The sequence below is a fragment of the Xenorhabdus innexi genome (assembly GCF_002632485.1).
GTDB lineage: Bacteria > Pseudomonadota > Gammaproteobacteria > Enterobacterales > Enterobacteriaceae > Xenorhabdus > Xenorhabdus innexi.
The window spans coordinates 21,937-47,041 of record NZ_NIBU01000027.1; the positions used below are offsets into that span (position 1 = coordinate 21,937).

The window sequence follows — 25,105 nt, forward strand, 5'->3', positions numbered from 1 at the left end:
CCCCCGTCTGAAAGAAGATGTCATTACATCCCTATTGAAACAATCACGGTAAAAACTCCAATCACTTTGTGAGCTGGATTGTAATTAAGATGTAAATATATTGATAAATGTCTTTTCCTCATCTAAAAAAGAAGAACATCACAACAGGTCAGACCTCTGACAACTCAACCTGAGATTTACAGGAGTTTTACTATGACCGTCCTCAGTATCATCTTATTTTTAGTCTTGATTGGCGGGCTTTGTTACCGCAAAGTCAGCCTGACTGTCAGCAGCCTTCTGCTTATTGCCTATACATTCATCATGGGTGTTACCGGCCTCTGGAGCTACTGGCTGTTGGTACCTCTTGCTATTATCCTGTTCCCTCTTGTTTTCACCCCGACCCGTATCTCTTTATTCTCCGCTCCCGGCCTGAAAGCATTCCGTAAAGTTATGCCAAGCATGTCCAGTACAGAGAAAGAAGCCATTGATGCCGGTACAACATGGTGGGAAGGTGATTTGTTCCGGGGCAATCCTGACTGGAATAAACTGCACAATTACCCTAAGCCGCAACTGACTGCTGAAGAGCAGGCATTTATTGATGGCCCTGTGGAAGAAGCCTGCCGTATGGCAAATGATTTCCAAATCAGCCATGAATTAGCAGATTTATCCCCGGAGCTTTGGGCTTATCTGAAAGAGCATCGCTTCTTTGCGATGATCATCAAAAAAGAATACGGCGGTCTGGAATTCTCAGCTTACGCTCAATCGCAAGTTCTGCAAAAATTGTCTGGTGTCTCCGGCATTCTGGCAATTACTGTCGGCGTACCTAACTCATTGGGGCCGGGTGAACTCTTGCAGCACTATGGTACCGATGAGCAGAAAAAGCATTATCTGCCCGGTCTTGCCCGTGGTGAAGAAATTCCCTGTTTTGCTCTGACCAGCCCGGAAGCCGGTTCTGATGCGGGCGCAATTCCGGATACCGGAGTCGTCTGTATGGGCGAATGGCAGGGTGAACAAGTTCTCGGTATGCGCCTGAACTGGAATAAACGCTACATTACGCTTGCGCCTATCGCGACTGTACTGGGGCTGGCATTCAAATTGTATGACCCGGATCATTTACTGGGTGAAACTGAATCTCTGGGCATAACCTGTGCTCTTATCCCAACCAACACCCCCGGTGTTGAAATCGGGCAGCGCCACTTCCCTCTGAATATTCCGTTCCAGAATGGCCCAACCCGCGGCAAGGATATTTTCGTTCCTATCGATTACATTATTGGTGGGCCGAAAATGGCTGGACAGGGCTGGCGTATGCTGGTTGAGTGCCTGTCAGTTGGCCGTGGTATCACTCTGCCTTCTAACGCAACAGGCGGACTGAAAAGTATCGCTATGGCTATCGGTGCTTACTCCTACATTCGCCGTCAGTTCAAACTGCCTATCGGTAAAATGGAAGGTATTGAAGAGCCGCTGGCCCGCATTGCCGGTAACTCTTATCTGATGGATGCCGCAGCAACGATGATCACAAGCGGTATTATGCTGGGCGAGAAGCCAGCAGTTCTCTCAGCCATCGTGAAATATCACTGTACCCACAGAGGACAGCGTGCAGTTATTGATGCCATGGATATCGCAGGCGGTAAAGGTATCTGCCTTGGCCCATCTAACTTTTTAGCCCGCTCTTATCAGGGCGCACCTATTGCCATTACCGTAGAAGGTGCGAATATTCTGACCCGTAGCATGATTATCTTTGGTCAGGGTGCAATCCGTTGCCATCCTTATGTTCTGGATGAAATAGCTGCGGCTGAAAAAAATGATGTCAAAGCATTTGATAAAGCGCTGTTTGGTCATCTCGGACATGTTGCCAGTAATACCCTCCGTAGCCTCTGGTTAGGTATTACTAACGGCAGAACCAGCAGCACACCTGTCAATGATACAACCCGCCGTTACTATCAGCTCATCAATCGCCTGAGTGCCAACCTCGCTCTGATGTCTGATGTTTCTATGGGAGTATTGGGTGGCAGTCTGAAACGTCGTGAGCGCATCTCAGCCCGTCTGGGAGATATTTTGAGTCAAATCTTCCTGGCAAGTGCAACTTTAAAACGCTATGAAGATGAGGGGCGTCAGAAAGAAGACTTACCACTGGTACAATGGGCGGTAGAAGATGCTCTGTATCAGGCGGAGTTGGCTCTGCATGATTTGCTGCGTAATTTCCCTAACCGGCTGGTAGCTGGCCTAATGCGGGGTATAGTTTTCCCATTAGGTCGTTCACGCACAGCTCCGGCCGACAAACTGGATCACAAACTGGCTAAGATATTACAAACACCTTCTGCAACTCGTAATCGGATTGGTCGCGGGCAATATCTGACACCCAGCGAACACAATCCTCATGGATTACTGGAAGAAGCCCTGCATGACATTATTGCCGCAGAGCCTATTCATGCCCGACTGAGCCGTGAAGCAGGCAAAAACCTGAGCTTTACACGTCTGGATCAGCTAGCTGAAAAAGCGTTATCAGATAATAAGATCAGCAAAGAAGAGGCTGATATTCTGAAACGTGCGGAAGCCAGCAGACTGCGTTCAATCAATGTTGATGAATTTGAAGCAGATGCGTTCTCTGTACCTCACGCAACAAAAAAAGCGAATAAGCAGACCAAAGCCGCTTAATGCTGATACAGATTAAATAGTAATACGAAAAAGACGGGGCTTATTACTGGCTCCGTCTTTATTTAAAATTTACACAGCTTCCAGTAACAGTAATTCTTCTATCGTCTGTCGACGACGAATTAAACGAGGTTTCCCCTCAACGAACAATACTTCCGGGATTAAAGGACGACTATTATAGTTTGAAGACATAGATGCGCCATAAGCCCCTGTATCATGGAAAATCAGATAATCCCCGACAGAAACATCAGGTAACATACGCGGGATCACCTCTCCTCCTTCTAACTGGGTAAAAACATCTCCTGATTCACATAATGGCCCTGCCACCAATGTTTCCCTCAAACCAGCACTGTTCCTGTTTTCCCCGATATCACTGCACTTTTCATCACGATCATCAGACAAAACAGAAATATGGTGATAACTGCCATACATTGCCGGACGCATCAGGTCATTAAAACCCGCATCTGCCAGCACATAGTGACGACTTCCCATTGACTTTACCGCTCTCACTTCCGCCATCAAAACCCCTGCTTCTGCAACCAGAAAACGACCGGGTTCAATCTCCAGCTTAATACGATGTCCCAAGTGCTGTTCAATACGTTGGCGGGCTTCATGCCATAAGCTGTAATAATGGCTGGTATCTACGGCTTCCTCACCGTCTTTATAAGGAATGGATAATCCTCCGCCTGCTGAAATTGCCTGAATATCCATTCCACACAATACAACTTGTTCAGCCATCGCATTACAAACATTGGCAAGATGTTGGTAATCAACACCGGAGCCAATATGCATATGCAGGCCGACAAGATTCAGGTTGTATTGATGAATTTTCTCAAGAGCTAAAGGCAAATCCTGATACCAAATCCCATGCTTGCTATTTTCACCACCCGTATTTGTTTTCTGGCTATGGCCATGCCCGAAGCCCGGATTAATTCTCAGCCAAACCGGATGCTCTGGCTGACGCTGACCAATCTGCTCCAGCATATCAATGGAACCGGCATTAACAGGAATATCTAACTCAATGACCCGTTCCAGCGTCTCTTCATCAATAAGATCAGCAGTGAATACGATTTCGGATTTATCACGTCCGGGCTGAAATCCGGCATGGATAGCCCGTTCAATTTCACCCAGTGATACCGAATCCACTTTAATACCCTGCTCTCTCATCAAGCGCAGAATATGGGTATTAGAACAGGCTTTCTGTGCAAACCGGATAACATCAAACTGCTTTAGTTTCCCGATTTGTCTGACAATGGTATCACTGTCATAGACCCATAATGGTGTTCCGTAAATCGCGGGCAAATCAAGAAGGTTTTCTGGCGTAAAATTATTGCCCAAAGTAGAGGTAGAACCAAAAGTAGCGGTAGAAATAGTGGTAATAGCGGGTATTGTCATTGAAGCTTTCTCACAAAATCAGCAGATGCTTCATTATTGACAGTAAACAGACAGGAATAAAAATATCTATTTTACTGAAGTCTATTCATTTGTGATATGGAATTGCTTTCTTTTTAAACACACCATTTATATAGTATCCACTGATATATAGTATCCACTGACAAACTATTTCCCTTCGTGAAACAGTAGCCAGATTAAGTCAAATAAAGGAGGACGTTATGCACGTCTGTTCATGGCGACATATAGAGATTTTTCAGGCCGTAATGACCACAAGGAACCTGACTGATGCTGCGGTTTTACTGAAAACCTCACAACCAACAGTCAGCCGTGAACTGGCTCGTTTAGAACAACTGTTAAAATTTAAATTGTTTGATCGGATTAAAGGGCGCTTGTTCCCTACTGCACAGGGGCTAAAGTTATTTGAAGAAGTCCAGCGCTCCTATTACGGACTGGAAAGGATACTCAATGCAGCAGACAGCATTCGCCAATTTGAGTACGCACAACTATCTATCACTTGTTTACCCGTATTCTCACAATCTTTATTGCCTACAGCCTGCCGCAGTTTTATTCAATCCTATCCTGATGCACAGCTGACAATCATTCCACAGGAATCTCCATTATTGGAAGAGTGGCTTTCGGCACAACGCCATGATATCGGTTTAACTGAACATATGCAGACACCGGTGGGAACTGAGCGTGAAACGTTGCTGACATTACATGAAGTCTGTGTTCTGCCGAATAATCATCCGCTGGCACAAAAAAAACAACTAACACCAGACGATTTTCATAGTCAGCCATTTATTAGCCTTTCGGCCACTGACAGTTACAGAAAACTCATCGATGCGATATTTCACGAGCATCAGGTTTCACGCAGAATGATCATGGAAACCCATAGTGCATCATCAGTATGTGCCATGGTTAGTGAAGGTATCGGGGTATCGATTGTCAACCCTCTGACCGCTCTGGACTATCTACATAAAAATTCGCCGCATAAAAACCCGGGACTCTGTATACGGCCATTCAGCGTAGAAATTCCTTTTGTCGTCAGCTTAATTAAGCCACTCCATCGCCCATCCTCCGAACCAGTCGAAATATTCATTAGCCATTTAAAACAACAGGCTAAATTATTTTCACAGAAAATAGCATCAGCTTTTCAGTGCTAATTGCTGCCAGTGAGGTGCAGTATCAAACCACTCCACCAGAAAATCCAATAAAGCCCGCAAAGTAGCGGGCATATTCTGGCGGCTGACATAAATACCGTAGATCCCCATTACCTGAGGCTGATAATCAGGTAATAACTCAACTAATTGCCCGGATTTTAAGTATGGTGAAACAGAATAATAGGGCTGCATAGAAATACCCGCGCCCTGTAAAGCAGCCTCCATCAGAACCGTTGATTCATTAGCACTTAATGTACCGCTGACAGGAACTGAATACTGTTCTTGCTGTTTTTCAAACGACCACAAATTTTTATCAAAAAGGTTATATGTCAGGCAATTATGCATAGCCAAATCAGCGGGTTTAAGGGGTATTTTTTTGTCGGCTAAATAAGAAGGAGCAGCGCAAATAACAGAATGACAAGTTGATAACGGACGAGCAATTAAACTCAGCCCCAGATTATTGGTAATGCGAATTGCTAAATCAATACGCTCTTCAACCAACTTAGTTGTTTTATTACTGATTTCCAGACTAACAGCAATTTGCGGATACTTTCGCATAAATTCAGGGATAGCCACAGACAGCGCACTAATTCCCAACGCCTGACAACAGCTTACTCTTAATAAACCTTTCAGGGCCTGAGATCCTACTGATTGCTGAACCGGCATTGCTTCCGCCAGCTCTATCAATTTCAGGCTGCGCTCATAAGCCTGTTCTCCCGCTGATGTCAGACTAATTTGGCGGGTTGTACGATGCAGAAGACGAATTTCTGACCACCTTTCCATTTCAGACAAATAACGTGACACCATTGCCCGTGACATATCAAGCCGTTCTGCTGCTGCACTCAAACTGCCCTGTTCAACAATTGTGACAAAAACCTGTGCTGCTGTGACCCTGTCCATCTGTGTTTCTGTATCCCCACGCTGATTCGATTGATTTATGCAACAAACAGTTGCCAATTATGGGATTTTTCAATCGAAGTATGCAATCTATTATATGCGCCATTCAAGCAGATAAATATTCAGGAATTCAATGATGGCTAATAAGACTACACTACATAAAACAATATTAAATACCGCTTTGGCCACAGCACTCTCCCTAGGGATGGGAACACTGGCTCAGGCCACCGAACTTAAAATGGATATTTACAATCCGGGAGAAGAAAGTATTTTTCCGGTTTCTTCTGAAATTATCAGAGGTGAAAACGAAGTTGTACTGATTGATGCACAGTTCAGAAAAAGTGATGCTCAGGAACTGGTCAACATGATCCAGAAAACAGGGAAAAAACTGACTACGATCTACATTAGCCAATCTGATCCGGATTATTATTTTGGTCTTGATGTGATCACGGAAGCCTTCCCTGAAGCCAAAGTGATCGCTTCACCAGAAACAATTAAAGCTATCAATGAGACCAAAGACGGCAAGCTGGCATATTGGGGTGGCGTCCTGCAAGATCAGGCTCCGAAAAAAATTATCGTCCCTGAGCCATTGAAAGGAAATACTTTCACTGTAGACGGTGAAAAATTGATTGTTGAAGGTTTGGATGGCCCAGCTGCTGATCGTACCTTCGTATGGGTTCCTAAATTAAAAGCCGTTGTCGGCGGAGTTACCGTATCTGACAATATTCATGTATGGATTGCTGATACCCAGACTAAATCATCACGTCAGAACTGGATGCAGACATTAGACAGAATTAAAAGCCTAAAACCTGTAACAGTAGTACCGGGCCATTATATGGGTAATACAGCTATGACGCTGGAATCAGTGAATTTTACTCAAAATTACCTGACTACACTGGAAAAAGAGTTACCAAAAGCAAAAGACTCGGCTGAATTAATTTCAATTATGAAAAAACATTATCCAAATTTTGCCGAAGAATCCAGCCTTGAATTAAGTGCAAAAGTGCTGAAAGGCGAAATGCAGTGGCCTCAATAAATTAAAAACATCACGGGTGTTACGAATCGTATCACCCGTTTTTTATTATCCCCCCTGAAATATAAGAACCTATAACAAAAATAAAATCACCTTTTCAAAAAGGGTTTCATATTTTATAATTCACAACAATCAAAATGAAAAACAGTCATATATAAAAATCAAAAAAACCTCCAATTAAACATAATTCATTTCTAATTGACGTGATATTTATCCGTTTTTTATATTTCCAAATGATTAATAAATTGAAGTTGTGATCAATAGGTCATATCTGAATAAATCAATTTGAATTAAAATTCCGCTTACTTTAGATTTAGTTTCAACGGAGAGATAAGCGAACCACCCTAAGATAACTAGATGCTTTTAACATCTAAGTTATATAAGGTAAGCTTAAGGCCAACTAGATGCTTCCAACGTCTAGCGCAAGCAGGATGAACAGCCTAAACCAGCTAGATGCTTCCAACGTCTAGCGTATACGGGAGCTACCCAGCCTACTAGATGCTTTTAACATCTATCGTATGCAGAAAGTAGCCCAACACATTAGATGCTTTTAACATCTACCATGTGATTAATGTGTACTATAGGCTCTAATCCTGCTCTCTCCCATACTTCTCATCTTTATTTCTCTGCCAATAAATAAGATTATTCAAGTTCAATAGATTGACCGGTAGAAAGATTCTTTGCAATCGGCAACCATAACCTTCCCCACATACCACTACAGTGACAAGCATAAACATGCTGTATATTCTCTTTTTTGATATATCGCCTGATACTTAAAAGTTTAAAAGGAGACGCATAACGTAAATGTAGGCCCCCGATAATGGCATAGATCTTATCGATACCCGTTATAGACTTACAAAATTCAACCATATCGATAACACCACGATGACCACAGCCAATAAAAATAATTAATCCATACTGTGATTTATAAATTAATACTCCTTCATCCTTTACAAAATCAGGGGAGTAATTTTCACCAACGATCACACCATAGCTTTTATTTTCTTCTTTTTTAATTTCTCCTGAATAAATGAAACTATCACTAATATGCATTTCATCTTTTGAAAAAAAGGTGTCGAAATTATCATAATTAACCTCTCTGGATAACATTTTAAATTTCATCGCATTATTTTTCGTTATTAACCATCCATAGTACCTCTTATCCTTAACTCCGGGGTGACAAACCACTTTAGCGTTTGTAGAGAAAAAAGGCAGACCACCACAGTGATCAAAATGACCATGTGAAATAATAACAGTGGAAATTTTTGATAAGTCTATATTTAGTTTCTTGGCATTATCGATAAAACTCCCATCTGGCCCTGTATCAAAAAGAATTGTGTTTTCCTGATCCTGAATTAATAAACTTAACCCCTGCTTGTTGATTAAGCTTCCCTTATAAGGTGCAAAAACCTGATTTTCCAATAATGCTGTTATTCTTAGTGTCATGGTGCACTCGTTTAGGCTGTAATGTTTCTGTCATTATTCTGATTACACACGATAAAATTCATTATCTGACTTTGCTAAATCCCGATTATATTGAACTCTAACAAATTTAAAAACATCAAAAGTATGGCAGAAAAACAGAGATAAGGCCCAAAAGCAATAAACTCCGGATAATTTTTCCTTTGCAGCCAAATCACCACAAACCCTAATAATCCGGAGGTTGAAGACAGAAGCATCAGCACAGGGATCATTTCCGCACCAATCCACGCACCTATTGCGGCAGTCAGCTTTAAATCACCATAACCTATTCCCTCTTTCCGCAAGACAGACCGACATAACCAATATAATAACCACAAAAATAAATACCCTGATATGGCGCCATATACCGCACTCTTGATCGGAATTAAATTATTATCACTATTAAACACCAATCCAAACCATAATAAAGGCTGAGTGAGAACATCTGGTAACTGATAAGTTTTTATATCAATAATGGCTAAGAAGACTAAAGTAATGCAAAAAAATGAAATTGCTATATTATTTAGATTAATTAATTTATTGAACCATTGATTTTTTTCATCCATGAAAATGCTCAATATCCCTTCCATAAATAACGTCCCTGTTATGATATCCCTTATTTATTTTCTGATATTAATCAGAACACGGTGAATATTAGATTTTTATTCAGGTCATTAGCAATGAAAAATCGACTAAAACTGCCATTCTGAAATAAATATGCGAACCCGCTCGCAAGATCTTCTTACCTGAGAGATATAACCTATGGATTTCGAGCTACATTGCAGCGGCAAGGAAATGATAAATTTATTGGGAACGGGTTTTCCCAGCCAACAAAGAGGCACTTGAAAGACGACGGGTATGGCTTGATTACGCTATCAGCGCTCCTTTATCATGACCGCATATGCCATACCGGGGTTATCCGGAGAAAAAAGGAAAGAAAAATATGCGAATTCCCCGCATCTATCATCCAGCCCCCCTCACTGTAGGAACTGAAATCCACCTGAGTGATGACGCCGCCAACCATGTTGGTCGTGTACTCAGAATGAGTAACGGGCAGCAATTACAACTCTTCGATGGAACCAATCAGGTTTTTAATGCAGAAATTACTGAGGCCAGCAAAAAAGCCGTCAAAGTATATATCCATCAAGGGGAGTTGTCTGATCACGAATCACCATTAGATCTTCATCTGGGGCAGGTTATGTCCCGGGGTGAGAAAATGGAATTCACAATCCAAAAATCGGTTGAACTGGGCGTTAACACTATCACGCCATTACTTTCTGAACGCTGTGGTGTAAAACTGGATGCGGAAAGGCTGGAAAAAAAACGCCAGCAATGGAGAAAAATTGCAATTTCAGCCTGTGAACAATGCGGACGCAACCAGATCCCTGAAATACGTCCTATTATGTCACTTGAAGCGTGGTGTGCAGAAAGCGATAACAGCCTAAAATTAAATCTGCATCCCCGTGCCAGCCAAAGTATAAATACGCTGCCATTGCCGGTGGAAAAGATTCGTTTGCTGATTGGCCCTGAAGGGGGATTATCCGCCGAAGAAATAGAAATGACGGCAAATCACCAGTTTACTGATATCCTGTTAGGCCCTCGTGTCCTGCGGACAGAAACTACGGCACTCACTGCAATAACAGCACTACAAGTTCGTTTTGGTGATCTGGGTTAATACCCTATGAATTTCAGGTTAAAACTTGAAAAACGACGGGTAAAGGAGAAATAATGATCAAGCTCGGTATAGTGATGGACCCAATTTCATCCATCAATATTAAGAAAGACACTAGTTTTGCCATGCTGCTGGAAGCACAGAAACGTGGATGGGAAATCCATTATATGGAGATGAATGATCTCTATCTGCATCAAGGGGAAGGTCGTGCGCGCACCCGTCTGCTGACTGTAGAGGAAAACCCTCAGCAGTGGTATCAGTTTGACAGTGAACAGGATATCGCCCTAGATACACTGCAAGTTATCCTGATGCGTAAAGACCCACCTTTTGATACTGAGTTCATCTACGCTACTTATATTCTGGAACGGGCTGAAGTCAAAGGAAGCCTGATCGTCAACAAACCACAAAGCCTGCGCGACTGTAATGAAAAGCTGTTTACTGCATGGTTCCCTGAACTGACGCCAGATACACTGGTAACACGCAGTGCCAGCAAGTTACGTGAATTCCATCAAAAACATGGTGATGTTATTTTCAAACCATTGGATGGTATGGGAGGTGCATCTATTTTTCGGCTGAAACAGGATGATCCGAATATCGGTGTGATTATTGAAACACTGACAGAGCACGGCAATCGTTTCTGTATGGCACAAAATTTCCTGCCCGCCATTAAAGATGGAGATAAACGAGTACTGGTTGTAGACGGTGAGCCTGTGCCTTACTGTCTCGCCCGTATTCCGGCACAAGGTGAGACGCGAGGCAACCTCGCCGCAGGCGGGCGTGGTGAAGCGCGGCCTCTGTCAGAAAGTGACTGGGCAATAGCACGAGCTGTCGCACCTGTTCTTAAAGAGAAAGGGTTAATTTTTGTCGGTCTTGATATCATTGGCGATCGTCTGACTGAAATCAACGTTACCAGCCCAACGTGCGCACGTGAAATAGAAGCGGCCTTCCCTGAAGTGTCTGTTACGGGTATGCTGATGAATGCAATTGAAAAACGATTGGGTAAACAAACGGTATAATAGGTTAAACAGCTTCCGTTCCGTGGTGGCATTTGCCATTTATTATGTGGGCTCACATACTGTGTGGGCCACTTTATTCATTTATCGTAAAAATCACCATCAGAAAAAACATGAACTTACAGCACCATTTCCTTATTGCTATGCCTTCGCTTACTGACCCTTATTTCAACCGTTCTGTAGTTTACATCTGTGAACATGATCAAAACGGGGCTATGGGGTTAGTGATCAATAAGCCAATCGCTCAGATTTCTCTTCAGGGAATACTGAAGAAATTAGCGATCTCTCCCGAAGACAGAGACAATAATATCAATCTGGACAGGCCTGTTATGGCTGGTGGGCCATTATCTGAAGAGCACGGTTTTATTTTACATACGCCACAGTCCGGATTCAGCTCCAGTATACAAATCTCTGATAAAACCATGCTAACGACTTCCAAAGATATGCTCGAAGCATTAGGCACACCACGCCAGCCGAAAAATATTTTAATGACGCTCGGGTATGCAGGCTGGGAAAAAGGCCAGCTGGAAAACGAAATTATAGAAAATAGCTGGCTGACTGTCAGTGCTGACCCCTCAATTATTTTCAATACTCCCATTGCCGATCGCTGGCATGAAGCTGCATCCTTATTGGGAATAAATATCCACAATCTCGCATTACAAGCAGGACATGCCTGATGAAAAACCGGACAGTGATTGCCTTCGATTTCGGTACCCGCAGTATTGGTGCGGCTGTCGGACAGGAAATAACCGGCACAGCCCGAGCATTAGATTCTTTCAAAGCCAAAGAGGGTTCTCCTAATTGGGATATGGTTGAAAAGCTTCTCAAAGAATGGCAGCCAGATTTAGTCATTGTTGGTCTGCCACTCAATATGGATGGCACAGAGCAGCCGGTCACTGTTCAGGCCAAAAAGTTTGCTAATCGTATACACGGCCGCTTTGGCGTTCAGGTTGAGCTGCACGATGAACGATTAACCACGGTAGAGGCTCGTTCTCATCTGTTTGATCACGGCGGGTATCGGGCTCTCGATAAAGGCAAAGTCGATTCCGCTTCTGCTGTCGTCATTTTGGAAAGCTGGTTTGAACAACACTATTGATCATTGAGAAATTGGTCATTGAGAAATTGATCATTAAGAAACCGATTATTAAAAAGCTGATCATTGAAAGCCATAATCGTAAATAAAGAATACAGTGAAATTATAACCATAGGTATTTGCTCCACTATCGCACCAGCTATTCCGCCAGCAAACCCGATAATTTGCGTTGTTGGCGGCTCTGCTCGTAGGTTTGCATACCGCAGGCAGCTCCGGTTTGCATTAACGTTGCTATCTGGTGGTTTTTTCCTTCCCTGATCAAATGGCTGACAGCCTGATTGACGACTAAGATTTCATAAACAGCTACCCTGCCCCCATCTTTAGCCGGAAGTAATTGCTGGGCAATAACTGCCTTTAAACTCCCTGCCAGCTGAGCGCATATCCATCCTTTTTCATCAGCGGGAAACACATCCACCAAGCGGTCTATTGCCTGAATTGCTCCACGGGTATGCAGTGTTGATAAAACCAAGTGGCCAGTTTCAGCGGCTGTCAGTGCCAACCGAATAGTCTCTTTATCACGAAGCTCTCCCAACAGGATGACATCAGGGTCCTGCCTTAATGCTCCTTTCAGCGCTGTCTGGTAATCCGGCACATTCTCCCCGATTTGCCGTTGCTGTATCAGGCAATTTCGACTTCGATGAACAAACTCTATCGGGTCTTCCAGCGTAATGATGTGTTTTCTGACATGATTATTGAGCGTGTTAATCATCGCTGACAGCGTTGTTGATTTACCGCTTCCGGTTGCGCCTGTGACTAATATCAGACCGTTTTTTGTCGGGCTATTGTCTTCCTGTAAAATAAGCTGCTGGATAATATCTGGCGCATATAACTGTTCTAACGTCGGGCATTTATCAGGAATTAACCGTAAGACTAATGAAATATGTTCCTGCTGGTAGAATAAATTTCCCCTGAGCCGCCGCTTATCCTGCATTTCCACGACAAAATCAAAATGCCCAGCGATCCGTAATTGCTGTTGTTGTTCCTCAGTTAATACTCCTCTGCTCCATACACTGATGAAACTATCATCAATCTCAGCCAGATGTGTCTGCGGGTATAGCACATCATTAATGCGCAAAATTGGCACTTTCCCGACACAAAGATGCAGATCGGAGGCATTATGCTTTACACTAAGAGCCACTAACTTTTCCATATTCATTTTTTAATCTCCTGAGTTTCTTATGCACAATATCGAACAAAATCTTCACGATGTCAGGAACAACATCATCCTCGCAGCTCAGAAATGCGGGCGCTCTCCAGAAGAAATTACGTTACTTGCAGTCAGTAAAACAAAACCTGCGGAAGCTATCGCAAAAGCTATAGCCACAGGCCAGAGGGAATTTGGCGAGAATTACGTTCAGGAGGGTGTTGAAAAAATTCAACAGTTTGCTAACCGCAACGATTTGATATGGCACTTCATTGGGCCTTTACAGTCTAATAAAAGTCGTTTGGTGGCCGAACACTTTGACTGGTGCCATACTATCGATCGACTAAAAATAGCACAGCGATTAAGTGAACAACGCCCTGAAAGTATGTCTCCGCTTAACGTTCTGATTCAGATTAATATTAGTGGGGAAAACAGTAAGTCAGGCATTTTGCTTGAGGAGCTTGAAGAGTTGGCTGCAAAAGTGAATTTACTGCCTAATCTGGTATTACGTGGTTTGATGGCCATTCCTGCACCGGAAGAAGATTATGAACAACAAGCTGCAATTTTTCGTCGGATGGAACAGGCTTTTATTAAATTAAAGGCACAATACCCACAGATAGATACACTTTCTATGGGAATGACTGATGATATGGAAGCGGCTATTGCCTGTGGCTCAACTTTAGTACGCATCGGGACAGCCATTTTCGGCGCCCGCGAGTATGGTTCTACCGTACGTTAACAGAACAAAATTAATTAATATTTGAGACAATCTCTTCATGGAAAATAGAAAAATCACTTTTATCGGTGCGGGAAATATGGCTCATGCCATCATTGCCGGGTTGATCAAAAAAGGCTATCCAGCCAACCTGATAACTGTCTGCTCACCCAATACAACTCGCCGGGATGTTCTGGCAGAAAAGTATGGCATCAATAGTCAGAGTGACAATATTCGCTATGCCAAAGAAGCGGATGTTATTATCTTGGCGGTTAAGCCTCAAATGATGGCAGAGGTTTGTGGCTCTTTACGCTCACAGGTCAATTTCCAACCGAAACTCATTCTTTCCATTGCCGCCGGTATTCCGCTTTCCCGTTTTTACTCATTTTTGCAGGAAAACCTTAATATTATCCGTATCATGCCAAATACTCCCGCACTTATCGGGCAAGGAATCAGTGGCATGTTTGCACCTGAACAGGTAAACCAATCAGATCGTCAGTTTGCTGAATCATTGATGAACAGTGTCGGTAAAGTTTGCTGGGTAAACGATGAAAATAATATTAATGATATTATTGCCGTCGCCGGAAGCGCTCCGGCGTATTTCTTCCTGTTTATGGAATCGATGCAACAGGAAGCCGAACGGATGGGCTTTGACAGCCAAACAGCCAGAGAGCTTGTCCTGCAAACGGCTATTGGTTCAGCTAAACTTGCTGCATCACAGGCAGAACTTCCTTTTTCTATCCTGCGTGAACAGGTAACATCTAAAGGTGGTACAACTGCTGAAGCATTACGCATTTTTTATGAAAACCATTTGCCGGAGGTTGTATCCCAAGCTATGCAGGGAGCTATTCGCCGGGCACAGGAAATGGAAAAATTATTTTAAACAACCAATATAATTTAATCAGGGCTGCTACATGCAATTCTTAAACTTTCTTATTATGAATTTTCTGTGGTTATACACCGCAGTTCTTTTACTGCGTGTCTGGATGCAGTGGGCAAGGTGCGATTTTTACAACCCATTTTCACAATTTATCGTTAAAATCACTCAACCGGTAGTGCGCCCCTTGCGCAGAGTCATCCCGCCGGTAGGTCCTATTGATACAGCATCTGTGATTTTGGCTTACTTACTTGTCATGATCAAAATGTTATTTCCCTATTGGCTGGAAACAGGGCAATTTTTACTGCCTCACGCTATCGTCTTCCTTTTTGGTTTTATCGAACTGCTTACCGCAGTCGGAAAACTGATATTCTGGCTTGTGATCGTCCGCGCATTATTGAGCTGGATCAGTCAGGGACGTAACCCTGTTGATTACGTTCTGATCCAACTAACAGAACCCTTGATGGCACCTATCCGCCGGGTTATCCCATCAATGGGAGGAATCGATTTTTCAGCCATGATTGTCATGTTGATTCTGTATGCGCTGAATGCACTACGTTACGATGTTATGTCATGGTTAGCAGCAATGATAACTGGTTAAGAAATTAGGTTAATTGGATATAAACAATGCAGAAAGTTGTTCTTGCCACAGGAAATGCGGGCAAAGTACGGGAGCTGGCTGGTTTACTGGCTGATTTCGGTTTAGATATCGTAGCTCAGACTGAGTTGGGTGTGGATTCCGCCGATGAAACCGGCCTGACTTTTATTGAAAATGCCATCCTTAAAGCTCGTCATGCTGCGGCAGTCACCGGTTTACCTGCTATTGCTGACGATTCAGGACTATCAGTCGATGCACTCGGTGGTGCGCCGGGCATTTATTCAGCACGTTATGCGGGGGCTGATGCCTCCGATCAGGATAATCTGGAAAAACTACTGGAAGCCATGGGCGATATCCCTGACGAACAACGCCAGGCTCAGTTCAATTGCGTTCTGGTTTATTTACGTCATGCAGAAGATCCGACACCTCTGGTCTTTCACGGCCGCTGGTCTGGTGTGATTACCCGTGAAGCAGTAGGCAACGGTGGCTTCGGTTATGATCCGATTTTCTTTGTACCAGAATTTGGCTGTACAGCAGCAGAATTAAGTCGTGAACAAAAAAGTGCTGTTTCACATCGTGGGCAAGCCTTAAAAATGCTGTTGGAAGCCATGAGTAATGCTTAAATTACCACCATTGAGTCTCTATATTCATATCCCCTGGTGTGTACAGAAATGCCCTTATTGTGATTTCAATTCACATGCATTAAAGGGAGACGTACCACATCAGGAATATGTCGAACATTTACTGACAGATTTACGTAATGATTTGCTAATGGTTGAAGGGCGGGAAGTATCAACGATCTTTATCGGTGGAGGCACGCCCAGTTTACTCAGCGCGGAAGGCATGCAGCGGCTGCTTGATGGCGTCAGGGAGCTGTTGCCACTTTCCCCACAGGCAGAAATTACGATGGAAGCAAATCCGGGAACGGTTGAAGCTGATCGTTTCAGTGCCTACCAAAAGGCGGGGATTAACCGGATTTCAATCGGCGTACAGAGTTTCGGTTCAGATAAACTTATCCGCTTAGGGCGTATTCACGGCCCCGAGGAAGCGAAACGAGCAGCACAACTGGCTGACGGGCTTGGCCTGCGCAGTTTCAATCTGGATCTGATGCATGGCCTGCCTAACCAGACACTCGATGAAGCACTGAACGATTTACGTCAGGCCATTGAACTCTCACCACCTCATTTGTCGTGGTATCAGCTAACTATTGAACCGAATACCAGTTTTGGTTCACGCCCGCCAGTCCTGCCGGATGATGATGCACTATGGGATATTTTCTCTCAGGGGCATCAGTTATTGACGAAAGCAGGTTATCAGCAGTATGAAACTTCAGCATATGCCAAACAAGGTTATCAGTGTCAACATAACCTGAATTACTGGCGATTCGGTGATTATCTGGGAATTGGCTGCGGCGCACACGGAAAAATATCGTTTGAAGATGGGCGTATCCTGCGTACAGTGAAAACCAAACATCCGCGCGGCTATATGCAAGGACGTTATTTAGATCAGCAAAATCAGGTAGATCACGATGATCGTCCATTTGAATTTTTCATGAATCGTTTTCGTTTGCTGGAAGCTATGCCACGGAAGGATTTCAGTGATTTTACCGGATTACCGGAAAACGCCATTCGTCCGCAACTCGATAAGGCTCTGGCAAAAGGCTATATCACTGAAAGTGATACACACTGGCAAATCACGAAACATGGAAAATTATTCCTGAATTCGTTATTGGAACTGTTTTTGTAGCCCTGCCTTATAAAACTGCTTTTATAAACATCGTTCCTGTAAAAATAAGGCTGCACCCTTCGTTTCTGGCGCAGCCTTATTTTATTAATGTGGAAGAACAAATTTAATCAGTGTGATTTTGATTATAGCGCATCAGCAATTGCATTAACCTGATGTGTCAGGCTCTCTATTCCGCCACCGGACAGATACCATAAATCAGGTTGCAGATAGACGATTTTGCCATTTTTATAAGCGTTGGTTGATTTCACCTGAGCTGTTTCAAACTGAGCTTTTGTTAACTCCCCAGCTCCAATCGCTTTACTTCTATCAATAATAAAAATGACATCAGGATTTGCCTGAGCAATCATTTCTGATGTTACAAGACGGCTCTTATCGTTATCTGGTTTTGCTGGCAATTCAGCACGTTGCGCTTTCACCACATTGTAAACAACGGTTTGATTATTCGGGTATAGCTCACCGGCATTATGTAATAAAACCAGCACCTTATTATTTGACGATTTTGCTTTTTCCTGCGCAGTAGTGATCGTTCTTTCTAAATCAGCCTGCTGTGCTTTTACTGCGTCTTGTTTATCGAACACTTCACCTAATAGCTTTAAGTTACTTTCAACGGACGGCAGATAATTTTTATTATCCGTACTTAAATTCACTGTTGGTGCGATTTGGGATAAACGATCATAAAAATCGTCCTGACGCCCGGTGATCACAATCAAATCAGGTTTTATTTCAGCCAGTTTTTCTAAATCCGGGGATTTCATCCCACCAGCATCATTCATTTTTTCAGATACACTGCTGCGCACATATTCAGGCAAACTTTCTTTCGGCAAGGCGATAACACGCTCAGATAACCCTAATTTGGCCATTGAATCGTAAGTACCGAAGTCAAATAAAACCACGCGCTCAGGGTTTTTCTTAACTTTTGTTTCTCCAGAAAAATGTTTTACCGTGACATCATTTCCAGACTGAGTGATTACTGAATTGGGCGTAAATACTGTAGATTGCTGGCTGAATGCGCTGTGACTGGTGACAGAAAACAATGAGGCTAAAATAATCGGCAGGATTTTTTTCATTAGGACACCTGAAGTTATCGTTTATATAAACAGTGAGTTGCATTCTAGATGCCCGATATAGGATGTCAATCAAATAAGAATCAATTTCATCTAGATTCTTATTTGATATGAAATACTGTGATTTAGTTAATGGAATTCAAAAGGCTGGTACGCAACTGTTCCAGTTTATTTGTTTTATCGCACACTTCCCCTTTAAAGCGTTTCAGCTCTTTTTCCTGTTTTTTCCATTCTGCTTCAAAACCATTCTGCGCATTTCCCAAACCGCCGAGAAGAGACATTAACATCTGTTTGCCGTCACCATTCTGATTACTTGTTTTACGGCTCATTTCATTAATGCTGTCCTGCAAAATTCCCCCCAAACTCTGTTGGATAAGATCCTTCCCGGCTATTTCTGCCTGTTTGATAGCCTGATAATTGAAAGAAATACCATCAGGACGGGTTTCCAGTACCTTATCAATTTGCTTATTCAGATCAGATTCCAGTCGGATCAGGCGGGTACGAATATTGCTATCCTTTCCCATCGTTTCAGAAACAACTTTATCCAGCGCCTCACGCGCATCAGTAAGATGATTTAAAGCCTTTTTTTTCACCCACGGTAAATCCTGCCGGGTAACTTGCTGAAACTGCTTTGCCTTATTGCGCTGATCGGCATTCAACGACAATGCCTTACCATTACGAAAAACAGAGCCATCAGGCATAATTTTCAGGCTTCTGTTTTCACCAATCATCTGAACTGAGTCGGCCGTAACAATAATGTCATCTTTGAGTGTCGTCCGGCATTCTGAATCAGCCTGTGCCTGAACAGCAAATACCAGTGATGCCGCAACCACAATTTTTCGTAACATACCTTCTCCTGTTCTCCTCAGCGTTGTACTCCTCTACTGCTATTCAGAGCTACTGCAATTAGCTGCTAAGGTTTCAAATTAAAAAATAGAGCGCCCTATACGTTCAGCCAATTTTTCCAGTGCGGCACAACCAGCCAGAGAGTTACCCGAACGATCCAGTTCTGGAGACCATACCGTGACAGTAAATTCTCCCGGAACAACACAGACGATACCTCCGCCAACACCCGATTTTCCGGGCATACCAATCCTGAAAGCAAATTCTCCTGAACCATCATACATACCACACGTCAACATTAACGCATTAATCTGCCGGGTTTGCCGGAGGCTCAAAATTTGCTGACCGGAATCTATCATCCGCCCCTGATTAGCCAGATAAATAAAACACTGAGATAATTCAACACAATTCATTTTCAGAGCACAATACTGGAAATAGGTTTGCAGTACTGTAAGTACATCATTTTCAAAATTACCAAATGCTTTCATCAGGTAAGCAATAGCAGCATTGCGACTTGAGTGTTCCATTTCTGAGCGGGCAACGACCTCATCATAGCCAATATCTTTTTGCCCTGTGAGACTGCGCACAAACTCCAGCATCCTGTGTTTTGGCGCACTCAGGCGTGATTGCAACATGTCACAGATAACCAACGCTCCCGCATTAATAAAGGGGTTGCGAGGAATACCTTTCTCCAGTTCCAACTGCACCAGCGAGTTAAATGGCTGCCCCGAAGGCTCTGTTCCTACTCGCTGCCAGATATCCTCTTCTTTATAGCGTGTCATTGCCAGTGTCAGGCTCAGCACTTTAGAAATAGACTGGATGGAGAAACGTTTTTCCGCATTTCCCGCTTTAAAAACCTGACCATCAACCGTACAGATAGCCATTGCCAAATTATTTACCGGAACTTCCGCCAGAGCAGGAATGTAATCTGCTACTTTTCCTTGGCCAATCAAAGGGCGTACTTCATCTAAGATATCTGCCAGCAACGCATTAGAGAACCTTACTTTCACCACTTTTTCTCCAGACAAAAAAGGGCTCTCAAGGAGCCCCTGCATATAGCGTCAAAATTTCAATACACGCTATCTTTTTATTAATGCAACAGCGAACTAATCCCACCACATATCAAATAACTCTGATGTGGCAACTTCTTCCATACCGCGATCTTTCAACCAGTTATCAATCAACTGACGGTGCTCTTCAGTGCATTTACCGATTTTCTGCAAACAGACCAGACCTTCCCACTGTAAATAGCCGCTGGCATCCAGTGCCAGCCCATTTGGCTCGATTAATTCTTCGATCAGAGCATCAACCGTGCTGTCTACAACCTCAACGGATGTATCAGCCGGAAAGTTCCATCTGACGGAAAAACCTAATTCCTGAAACTCATCAATACGCAGTTTTTTACGCAGACGGCGACTACGGTTTTTAGCCATTATTTTACCCTCTCAAACATTAGATCCCAAACGCCATGCCCCAAACGATGACCGCGCATCTCAAATTTTGTGACAGGGCGTGAATCAGGACGTGGTACATAATCATTGCTTTCCGAGATGTTGCGATAGCCTTCGGCTTCGCTCATCACTTCCAACATATGTTCAGCATATGGCTGCCAATCTGTTGCCATATGGAATACACCACCGATTTTCAGTTTATTTCTGATCAGCTGGGCAAAAGCAGGCTGTACAATTCGACGCTTATTATGCCGTGCTTTATGCCACGGATCAGGGAAGAATAGCTGAACCATTTCCAGCCCCTGTTCAGGGATCATATTTTCCAGTACTTCAATCGCATCATGGCACATCACACGCAGATTGCTGATATTCTCATCTTCAGCAGAAGCCAGACATGCACCCACTCCCGGAGCATGAACTTCAATCCCGAAAAAATTCTTCTCTGGATTCTGGCTCGCCATTGTGACCAGCGATGTCCCCATGCCAAAACCAATTTCCAACACAACAGGTGCATCACGGCCAAACAATTCAGCCATGTTTTGCAGTTCAGGCTGATAATCCACACCCATATCTGGCCATACATTATCAAGAGCATGTTGCTGACGAGCCGTTAACCGCCCCTGCCGACGCACAAAACTGCGGACACGGCGCAAAGCCCTGCCATTTTCATCATATTCCGGTGAAATTACGTTATTTATCATGGTACTGTCTATTGGTACTTTCTATCAGTTTTAAAGGCTTTTGCTCTGGCTTCCGGGACGTTATGTACCGCAGGATTGCCTAAAGAGAGCGCAGTTATGCAAAGATGGCAGAGTTTATCAAGTTCAGTGCTCATAAGCACAACTTTAATGTTAAATTGTGTGGTGCTTCGAAACAAAGTTCGGGTTTACACTGAGGTTACACTATGTTGCAATCCCGTTCACGAAACGATTCTCAGATATAAAGACAATTATTCTAATGATGGAAGCCGAGCAATTTTCACAGGCGGTACTTGAATGGTATCACCGTTATGGTCGCAAAACTCTGCCGTGGCAGCTGGAAAAAACATCCTATCACGTCTGGCTTTCAGAAGTGATGCTGCAACAGACTCAGGTTGCGACCGTCATCCCTTATTTCCAGAAATTTATTTCACGTTTTCCTGATGTAGCCTCACTGGCAGCCGCTCCATTGGATGAAGTTCTGCATCTGTGGACAGGTTTGGGCTATTATGCCCGCGCCCGCAATCTGCATAAGGCTGCTCAGAGGATCGTGGAATTACACGCTGGAACATTCCCGACAACCTTTGATGATGTGGTCGCCTTACCCGGTGTAGGCCGCTCCACCGCAGGCGCTATACTTTCTCTCTCTCAGGGCAAACATTTCCCCATCCTTGATGGTAATGTGAAGCGTGTTCTGGCTCGCTGCTATGCTATTGATGGCTGGCCGGGTAAAAAAGAGGTGGAAAATCGACTGTGGGATATCAGTACCCGTGTGACTCCTGCGCTGGGTGTTGAATATTTTAATCAGGCTATGATGGATTTAGGTGCAATAGTATGTACCCGCAGTAAACCCAAATGTGAAATCTGCCCCCTTAATACAGGCTGTATTGCATATGCTAACCATAGTTGGACGAACTATCCGGGTAAAAAACCGAAACAGACAATCCCTGAAAAAACAGCCTACTTTTTATTGATGCAGCATGGCGATACAGTCTGGCTGGAGCAGCGCCCGCTTTCCGGTATCTGGGGCGGATTATTCGCATTCCCGCAATTTACTGATGAGAACTCACTAAAACAGTGGCTGGAACACTCAGGAATTGCTCACAGCCAACCTGAACAACTCACTGCATTTCGCCACACATTCAGCCATTTTCATCTGGATATCGTCCCCATTAAAATCGATATATCATCTTTCGATTCCTGCATGGATGAAAGTAAGGGACTTTGGTATAACTTACGCCAGCCAGCAACGATTGGGCTGGCAGCTCCCGTTGAGTATCTTTTGCAGCAGTTGGGATAAATTTTACCTATATTTTTTGCTCCATACTTTTTGTGCCATTACTAATTTGAGGATTTATCATGAGCAGGACTATTTTTTGTACTTTTTTGCAACAAGAAGCTGAAGGCCAGGATTTTCAGTTCTATCCGGGAGAACTGGGTAAGCGTATTTTCAGTGAAATATCTAAAGAAGCCTGGCAGCAATGGATGAGCAAGCAGACTATGCTGATTAACGAAAAGAAACTAAATACGATGAATCCGGAAGATCGCAAATTGCTCGAACAGGAAATGGTGAAATTCTTGTTTGAAGGGAAAGATATTAAAATCGACGGTTATACACCGCCGGAAAAATAATTTTTAATATCTGCTATTTATTGGGTGAAATCAGGATATTTAAACATCACCCAATAAATGAGAGTTTATCCTAATATCCAACGGCATCATAAAATGAAAAAACTGCTGGCACTATTCCTGTTCATCCCACTTCTAATTTCCTGCTCAAGTAAACAAGATACTGAATACAAAGAAGAATATATAAAAGATACTAACGGATTTGATATCTTGATGGGGCAATTCGCGCATGACATTGAAAATATCTGGGGATTACGTGAAGTTTTAATTGCAGGGCCTAAAGATTACGTAAAATACACCGATCAATATAAAACCCGCAGCCATATTAATTTTGATGCTGGCACCATTACTATTGAAACAATATCGCCTATTGAACCAAATAAACATTTACACAAGGCTATCGTAACAACCTTATTAATGGGCGATGACCCGGGTTCTGTCGACCTTTACTCTGACGCGAATGACATTCAAATCAGCAAAGAACCCTTTCTTTACGGGCAGGTTCTGGATAATACCGGTGAGCCAATTCGCTGGGAATGGCGGGCAAACCATTTTGCCGATTACCTGATCCAAAATAAATTACAGCGCCGTCAGTCGGGTTTGCATGTAATTTGGTCTGTCACAATACAATTAGTACCTAATCATCTGGATAAACGTGCTCATAAATACCTGCCTATTGTTCGTAAGGCTGCCATTAAATATGGCATTGATGAGTCCCTGATCCTTGCCATTATGCAGACAGAATCCAGCTTCAACCCATACGCAGTCAGCCGTTCCGATGCATTGGGGCTAATGCAGGTAATGCAGCATACTGCGGGGAGGGATGTATTCAGAGCACAGGGTAAATCCGGCCAGCCAAGCCGAAATTATCTTTTTGACCCTGAAAATAACATCGATGCGGGTACCGCTTATCTGGCGATTTTACAGAATACATATTTAGGTGAAATCCAGAACGCAACCTCGCGCCGCTATGCTGTTATTACAGCTTACAACGGTGGAGCTGGTAGTGTATTAAGAGTATTTTCCAGCGACAAGAAAAAAGCCGCTCAAGTTATCAACACAATGGCACCGGGTGATGTCTATGAAACTCTGACTAATAAACACCCATCGGCTGAATCTCGCCGTTATCTGATGAAAGTGAATAACGCACAAAAGAGCTATCGTCGATAAATAATCGCTACAAAATAGAGAAGGAGAGGCGTTCGCTTCTCCTTTTTTGTTCACATTTACAACCAATTGAATGAATTAAAAGCACTTGAATAAATTTATATAGAAAGTCGTTGACGGATTGGCGGGAATACTGTTTAATGCGTCCCCGTTAGCCCGGATAGCTCAGTCGGTAGAGCAGGGGATTGAAAATCCCCGTGTCGGTGGTTCGATTCCGCCTCCGGGCACCAAGATTTGATGCGGGTTTGTCAGAACTTGTTAAATTTCCTGACAAATGCGTGGAAAACAAACAATAGTTAATAAGATGTTAAATGACAATTTGCACGCTATTGTGATGTTTAAAGTAGTTTAGACAAGATTACAGGGTAGCTGTTTTAACAGTTACCCTTTTCTTGTTGAAGGTAATGATTTCAGTAATTGATTCTGATGTCAAGTCAGGTGAAAACTTCACGGGACACAGAACGGGCAGTATCGCTTTTTATGCCATCAATGTTGATGCAGGGTCGCTCACATACCACCTCCACCTCAATCCTGTCTGAGTCCCGCCCTGTTTTTTTTAAGCCGGTTTATTCATTCTCATCGCAATCCTTATCAACGCGATCGGTATATAACCCCAGTTCCCGCTCCAGTGTTTTCCCTGTCACTTCCATATCAAGATCAATATACTCCAGCGTCGTCGCAACATTGCGATGCCCCAGTAATCGTTTCACCATCGGCAGATTGCGATCCGGCGATTTCATCAGCGTTGACGCCACCGTGTGCCGATACCGGTGCGGGGAAACGGCAAAATCACACTCTCTGGATAACCGGCGGAAGAA

The 25,105-nt window shown here is 43.4% G+C and carries 26 protein-coding genes and 1 tRNA gene; 16 read left to right on the top strand and 11 right to left on the bottom strand.

The annotated features are described in order from the left end of the window. The first annotated feature begins 192 nt into the window (after positions 1-192). Entirely contained in the window at positions 193-2,634 is a 2,442-nt protein-coding gene (gene fadE, locus Xinn_RS11785; RefSeq protein ID WP_086953955.1) for an acyl-CoA dehydrogenase FadE, read from the top strand. A gap of 69 nt (positions 2,635-2,703) precedes the next feature. On the opposite strand, the gene lysA is transcribed toward fadE, so the two are convergent. Beyond that, positions 2,704-4,026, bottom strand: a complete 1,323-nt coding sequence (gene lysA, locus Xinn_RS11790) for a diaminopimelate decarboxylase (RefSeq protein ID WP_086953956.1) — start codon at positions 4,024-4,026, stop codon at positions 2,704-2,706. Between the two features lie 218 nt (positions 4,027-4,244). On the opposite strand from lysA, the gene Xinn_RS11795 reads away from it, so the two are divergent. Continuing rightward, positions 4,245-5,189 (top strand): LysR family transcriptional regulator, encoded by a 945-nt coding sequence (locus Xinn_RS11795; RefSeq protein ID WP_086953957.1) that lies wholly within the window; start codon positions 4,245-4,247, stop codon positions 5,187-5,189. Here the strand turns inward: Xinn_RS11795 and Xinn_RS11800 are convergent. Further along, positions 5,172-6,086 (bottom strand): LysR family transcriptional regulator, encoded by a 915-nt coding sequence (locus Xinn_RS11800; RefSeq protein WP_086953958.1) that lies wholly within the window; start codon positions 6,084-6,086, stop codon positions 5,172-5,174. The two genes, Xinn_RS11795 and Xinn_RS11800, sit on opposite strands and share 18 nt — an antisense overlap. Before the next feature lie 133 nt (positions 6,087-6,219). Between Xinn_RS11800 and Xinn_RS11805 the strand changes: the two genes are divergently transcribed. After that, positions 6,220-7,119, top strand: a complete 900-nt coding sequence (locus tag Xinn_RS11805) for an MBL fold metallo-hydrolase (RefSeq protein WP_086953959.1) — start codon at positions 6,220-6,222, stop codon at positions 7,117-7,119. Positions 7,120-7,758: 639 nt separating this feature from the next. On the opposite strand, the gene Xinn_RS11810 is transcribed toward Xinn_RS11805, so the two are convergent. Both Xinn_RS11810 and Xinn_RS11815 read right to left on the bottom strand, forming a co-directional pair. Then, a complete protein-coding gene (locus tag Xinn_RS11810; protein ID WP_086953960.1) occupies positions 7,759-8,562 on the bottom strand; it encodes an MBL fold metallo-hydrolase in 804 nt (267 codons plus the stop codon). 74 nt (positions 8,563-8,636) lie between these two features. Then, positions 8,637-9,167 (bottom strand): prepilin peptidase, encoded by a 531-nt coding sequence (locus tag Xinn_RS11815; protein WP_244590189.1) that lies wholly within the window; start codon positions 9,165-9,167, stop codon positions 8,637-8,639. Between the two features lie 353 nt (positions 9,168-9,520). On the opposite strand from Xinn_RS11815, the gene rsmE reads away from it, so the two are divergent. From rsmE to ruvX, 4 genes are all read left to right on the top strand, one after another. Next, positions 9,521-10,252: a 16S rRNA (uracil(1498)-N(3))-methyltransferase gene (gene rsmE / locus Xinn_RS11820; protein ID WP_086953961.1), complete on the top strand. Its 732-nt coding sequence runs from the start codon at positions 9,521-9,523 to the stop codon at positions 10,250-10,252. 53 nt (positions 10,253-10,305) lie between these two features. Beyond that, positions 10,306-11,265 carry a glutathione synthase gene (gene gshB / locus Xinn_RS11825; RefSeq protein WP_086953962.1) on the top strand — a complete coding sequence of 320 codons (960 nt, stop codon included), beginning with the start codon at positions 10,306-10,308 and terminating at the stop codon, positions 11,263-11,265. Between the two features lie 110 nt (positions 11,266-11,375). Further along, positions 11,376-11,939: a YqgE/AlgH family protein gene (locus Xinn_RS11830; protein WP_086953963.1), complete on the top strand. Its 564-nt coding sequence runs from the start codon at positions 11,376-11,378 to the stop codon at positions 11,937-11,939. Further along, positions 11,939-12,358 carry a Holliday junction resolvase RuvX gene (gene ruvX / locus Xinn_RS11835; protein WP_086953964.1) on the top strand — a complete coding sequence of 140 codons (420 nt, stop codon included), beginning with the start codon at positions 11,939-11,941 and terminating at the stop codon, positions 12,356-12,358. The genes Xinn_RS11830 and ruvX overlap by 1 nt, the downstream gene beginning before the upstream one ends. Positions 12,359-12,494: 136 nt before the next feature. Here the strand turns inward: ruvX and Xinn_RS11840 are convergent, their stop codons facing one another. Then, on the bottom strand, positions 12,495-13,511 hold the full coding sequence (locus tag Xinn_RS11840; RefSeq protein WP_086953965.1) for a type IV pilus twitching motility protein PilT: 1,017 nt from the start codon (positions 13,509-13,511) through the stop codon (positions 12,495-12,497). A 22-nt stretch (positions 13,512-13,533) separates the two neighbouring features. On the opposite strand from Xinn_RS11840, the gene Xinn_RS11845 reads away from it, so the two are divergent. Genes Xinn_RS11845 through hemW form a run of 5 tightly spaced genes read left to right on the top strand, consistent with a single transcriptional unit; the run spans position 13,534 to position 17,435 of the window. Then, the gene (locus tag Xinn_RS11845; RefSeq protein ID WP_086953966.1) at positions 13,534-14,238 is read left to right on the top strand and encodes a YggS family pyridoxal phosphate-dependent enzyme; all 705 of its coding nucleotides are present in this window, start codon (positions 13,534-13,536) and stop codon (positions 14,236-14,238) included. Positions 14,239-14,275: 37 nt separating this feature from the next. After that, positions 14,276-15,097, top strand: coding sequence for a pyrroline-5-carboxylate reductase (gene proC, locus Xinn_RS11850; protein WP_086953967.1), 822 nt, complete (start codon positions 14,276-14,278; stop codon positions 15,095-15,097). Between the two features lie 31 nt (positions 15,098-15,128). After that, positions 15,129-15,692 carry a YggT family protein gene (locus tag Xinn_RS11855; RefSeq protein WP_086953968.1) on the top strand — a complete coding sequence of 188 codons (564 nt, stop codon included), beginning with the start codon at positions 15,129-15,131 and terminating at the stop codon, positions 15,690-15,692. 26 nt (positions 15,693-15,718) lie between these two features. Continuing rightward, positions 15,719-16,312 (top strand): XTP/dITP diphosphatase, encoded by a 594-nt coding sequence (locus Xinn_RS11860; protein ID WP_086953969.1) that lies wholly within the window; start codon positions 15,719-15,721, stop codon positions 16,310-16,312. After that, positions 16,305-17,435 (top strand): radical SAM family heme chaperone HemW, encoded by a 1,131-nt coding sequence (hemW, locus tag Xinn_RS11865; RefSeq protein ID WP_086953970.1) that lies wholly within the window; start codon positions 16,305-16,307, stop codon positions 17,433-17,435. The genes Xinn_RS11860 and hemW overlap by 8 nt, the downstream gene beginning before the upstream one ends. Before the next feature lie 122 nt (positions 17,436-17,557). Here hemW and Xinn_RS11870 read toward each other — a convergent pair whose 3' ends face one another. The 5 genes from Xinn_RS11870 to trmB form a co-directional block, all read right to left on the bottom strand. After that, entirely contained in the window at positions 17,558-18,502 is a 945-nt protein-coding gene (locus Xinn_RS11870; RefSeq protein ID WP_086953971.1) for a siderophore ABC transporter substrate-binding protein, read from the bottom strand. A gap of 122 nt (positions 18,503-18,624) precedes the next feature. Then, positions 18,625-19,347, bottom strand: a complete 723-nt coding sequence (locus tag Xinn_RS11875; RefSeq protein WP_086953972.1) for a DUF2884 family protein — start codon at positions 19,345-19,347, stop codon at positions 18,625-18,627. Positions 19,348-19,425: 78 nt separating this feature from the next. Then, a complete protein-coding gene (glsB, locus tag Xinn_RS11880) occupies positions 19,426-20,397 on the bottom strand; it encodes a glutaminase B (RefSeq protein ID WP_086953973.1) in 972 nt (323 codons plus the stop codon). Between the two features lie 51 nt (positions 20,398-20,448). After that, entirely contained in the window at positions 20,449-20,775 is a 327-nt protein-coding gene (locus Xinn_RS11885; protein ID WP_086953974.1) for a YggL family protein, read from the bottom strand. Further along, positions 20,775-21,494 (bottom strand): tRNA (guanosine(46)-N7)-methyltransferase TrmB, encoded by a 720-nt coding sequence (trmB, locus tag Xinn_RS11890; RefSeq protein ID WP_086953975.1) that lies wholly within the window; start codon positions 21,492-21,494, stop codon positions 20,775-20,777. Before trmB ends, Xinn_RS11885 begins: the two co-directional genes overlap by 1 nt. 259 nt (positions 21,495-21,753) lie before the next feature. Here trmB and mutY point away from each other — a divergent pair, with 259 nt between their 5' ends. From mutY to Xinn_RS11910, 4 genes are all read left to right on the top strand, one after another. Beyond that, positions 21,754-22,791 carry an A/G-specific adenine glycosylase gene (gene mutY / locus Xinn_RS11895; RefSeq protein WP_186435693.1) on the top strand — a complete coding sequence of 346 codons (1,038 nt, stop codon included), beginning with the start codon at positions 21,754-21,756 and terminating at the stop codon, positions 22,789-22,791. Positions 22,792-22,850: 59 nt separating this feature from the next. Continuing rightward, positions 22,851-23,123: an oxidative damage protection protein gene (locus tag Xinn_RS11900; protein WP_086953977.1), complete on the top strand. Its 273-nt coding sequence runs from the start codon at positions 22,851-22,853 to the stop codon at positions 23,121-23,123. Between the two features lie 93 nt (positions 23,124-23,216). Further along, a complete protein-coding gene (mltC, locus tag Xinn_RS11905) occupies positions 23,217-24,290 on the top strand; it encodes a membrane-bound lytic murein transglycosylase MltC (protein WP_086956474.1) in 1,074 nt (357 codons plus the stop codon). Between the two features lie 151 nt (positions 24,291-24,441). Next, positions 24,442-24,517, top strand: a tRNA-Phe gene (locus tag Xinn_RS11910). 336 nt (positions 24,518-24,853) lie between these two features. Here the strand turns inward: Xinn_RS11910 and Xinn_RS11915 are convergent. Then, positions 24,854-25,105, bottom strand: a 252-nt coding sequence (locus Xinn_RS11915; protein WP_153043407.1) for a site-specific integrase, incomplete at its 5' end; no start/stop codon positions are given.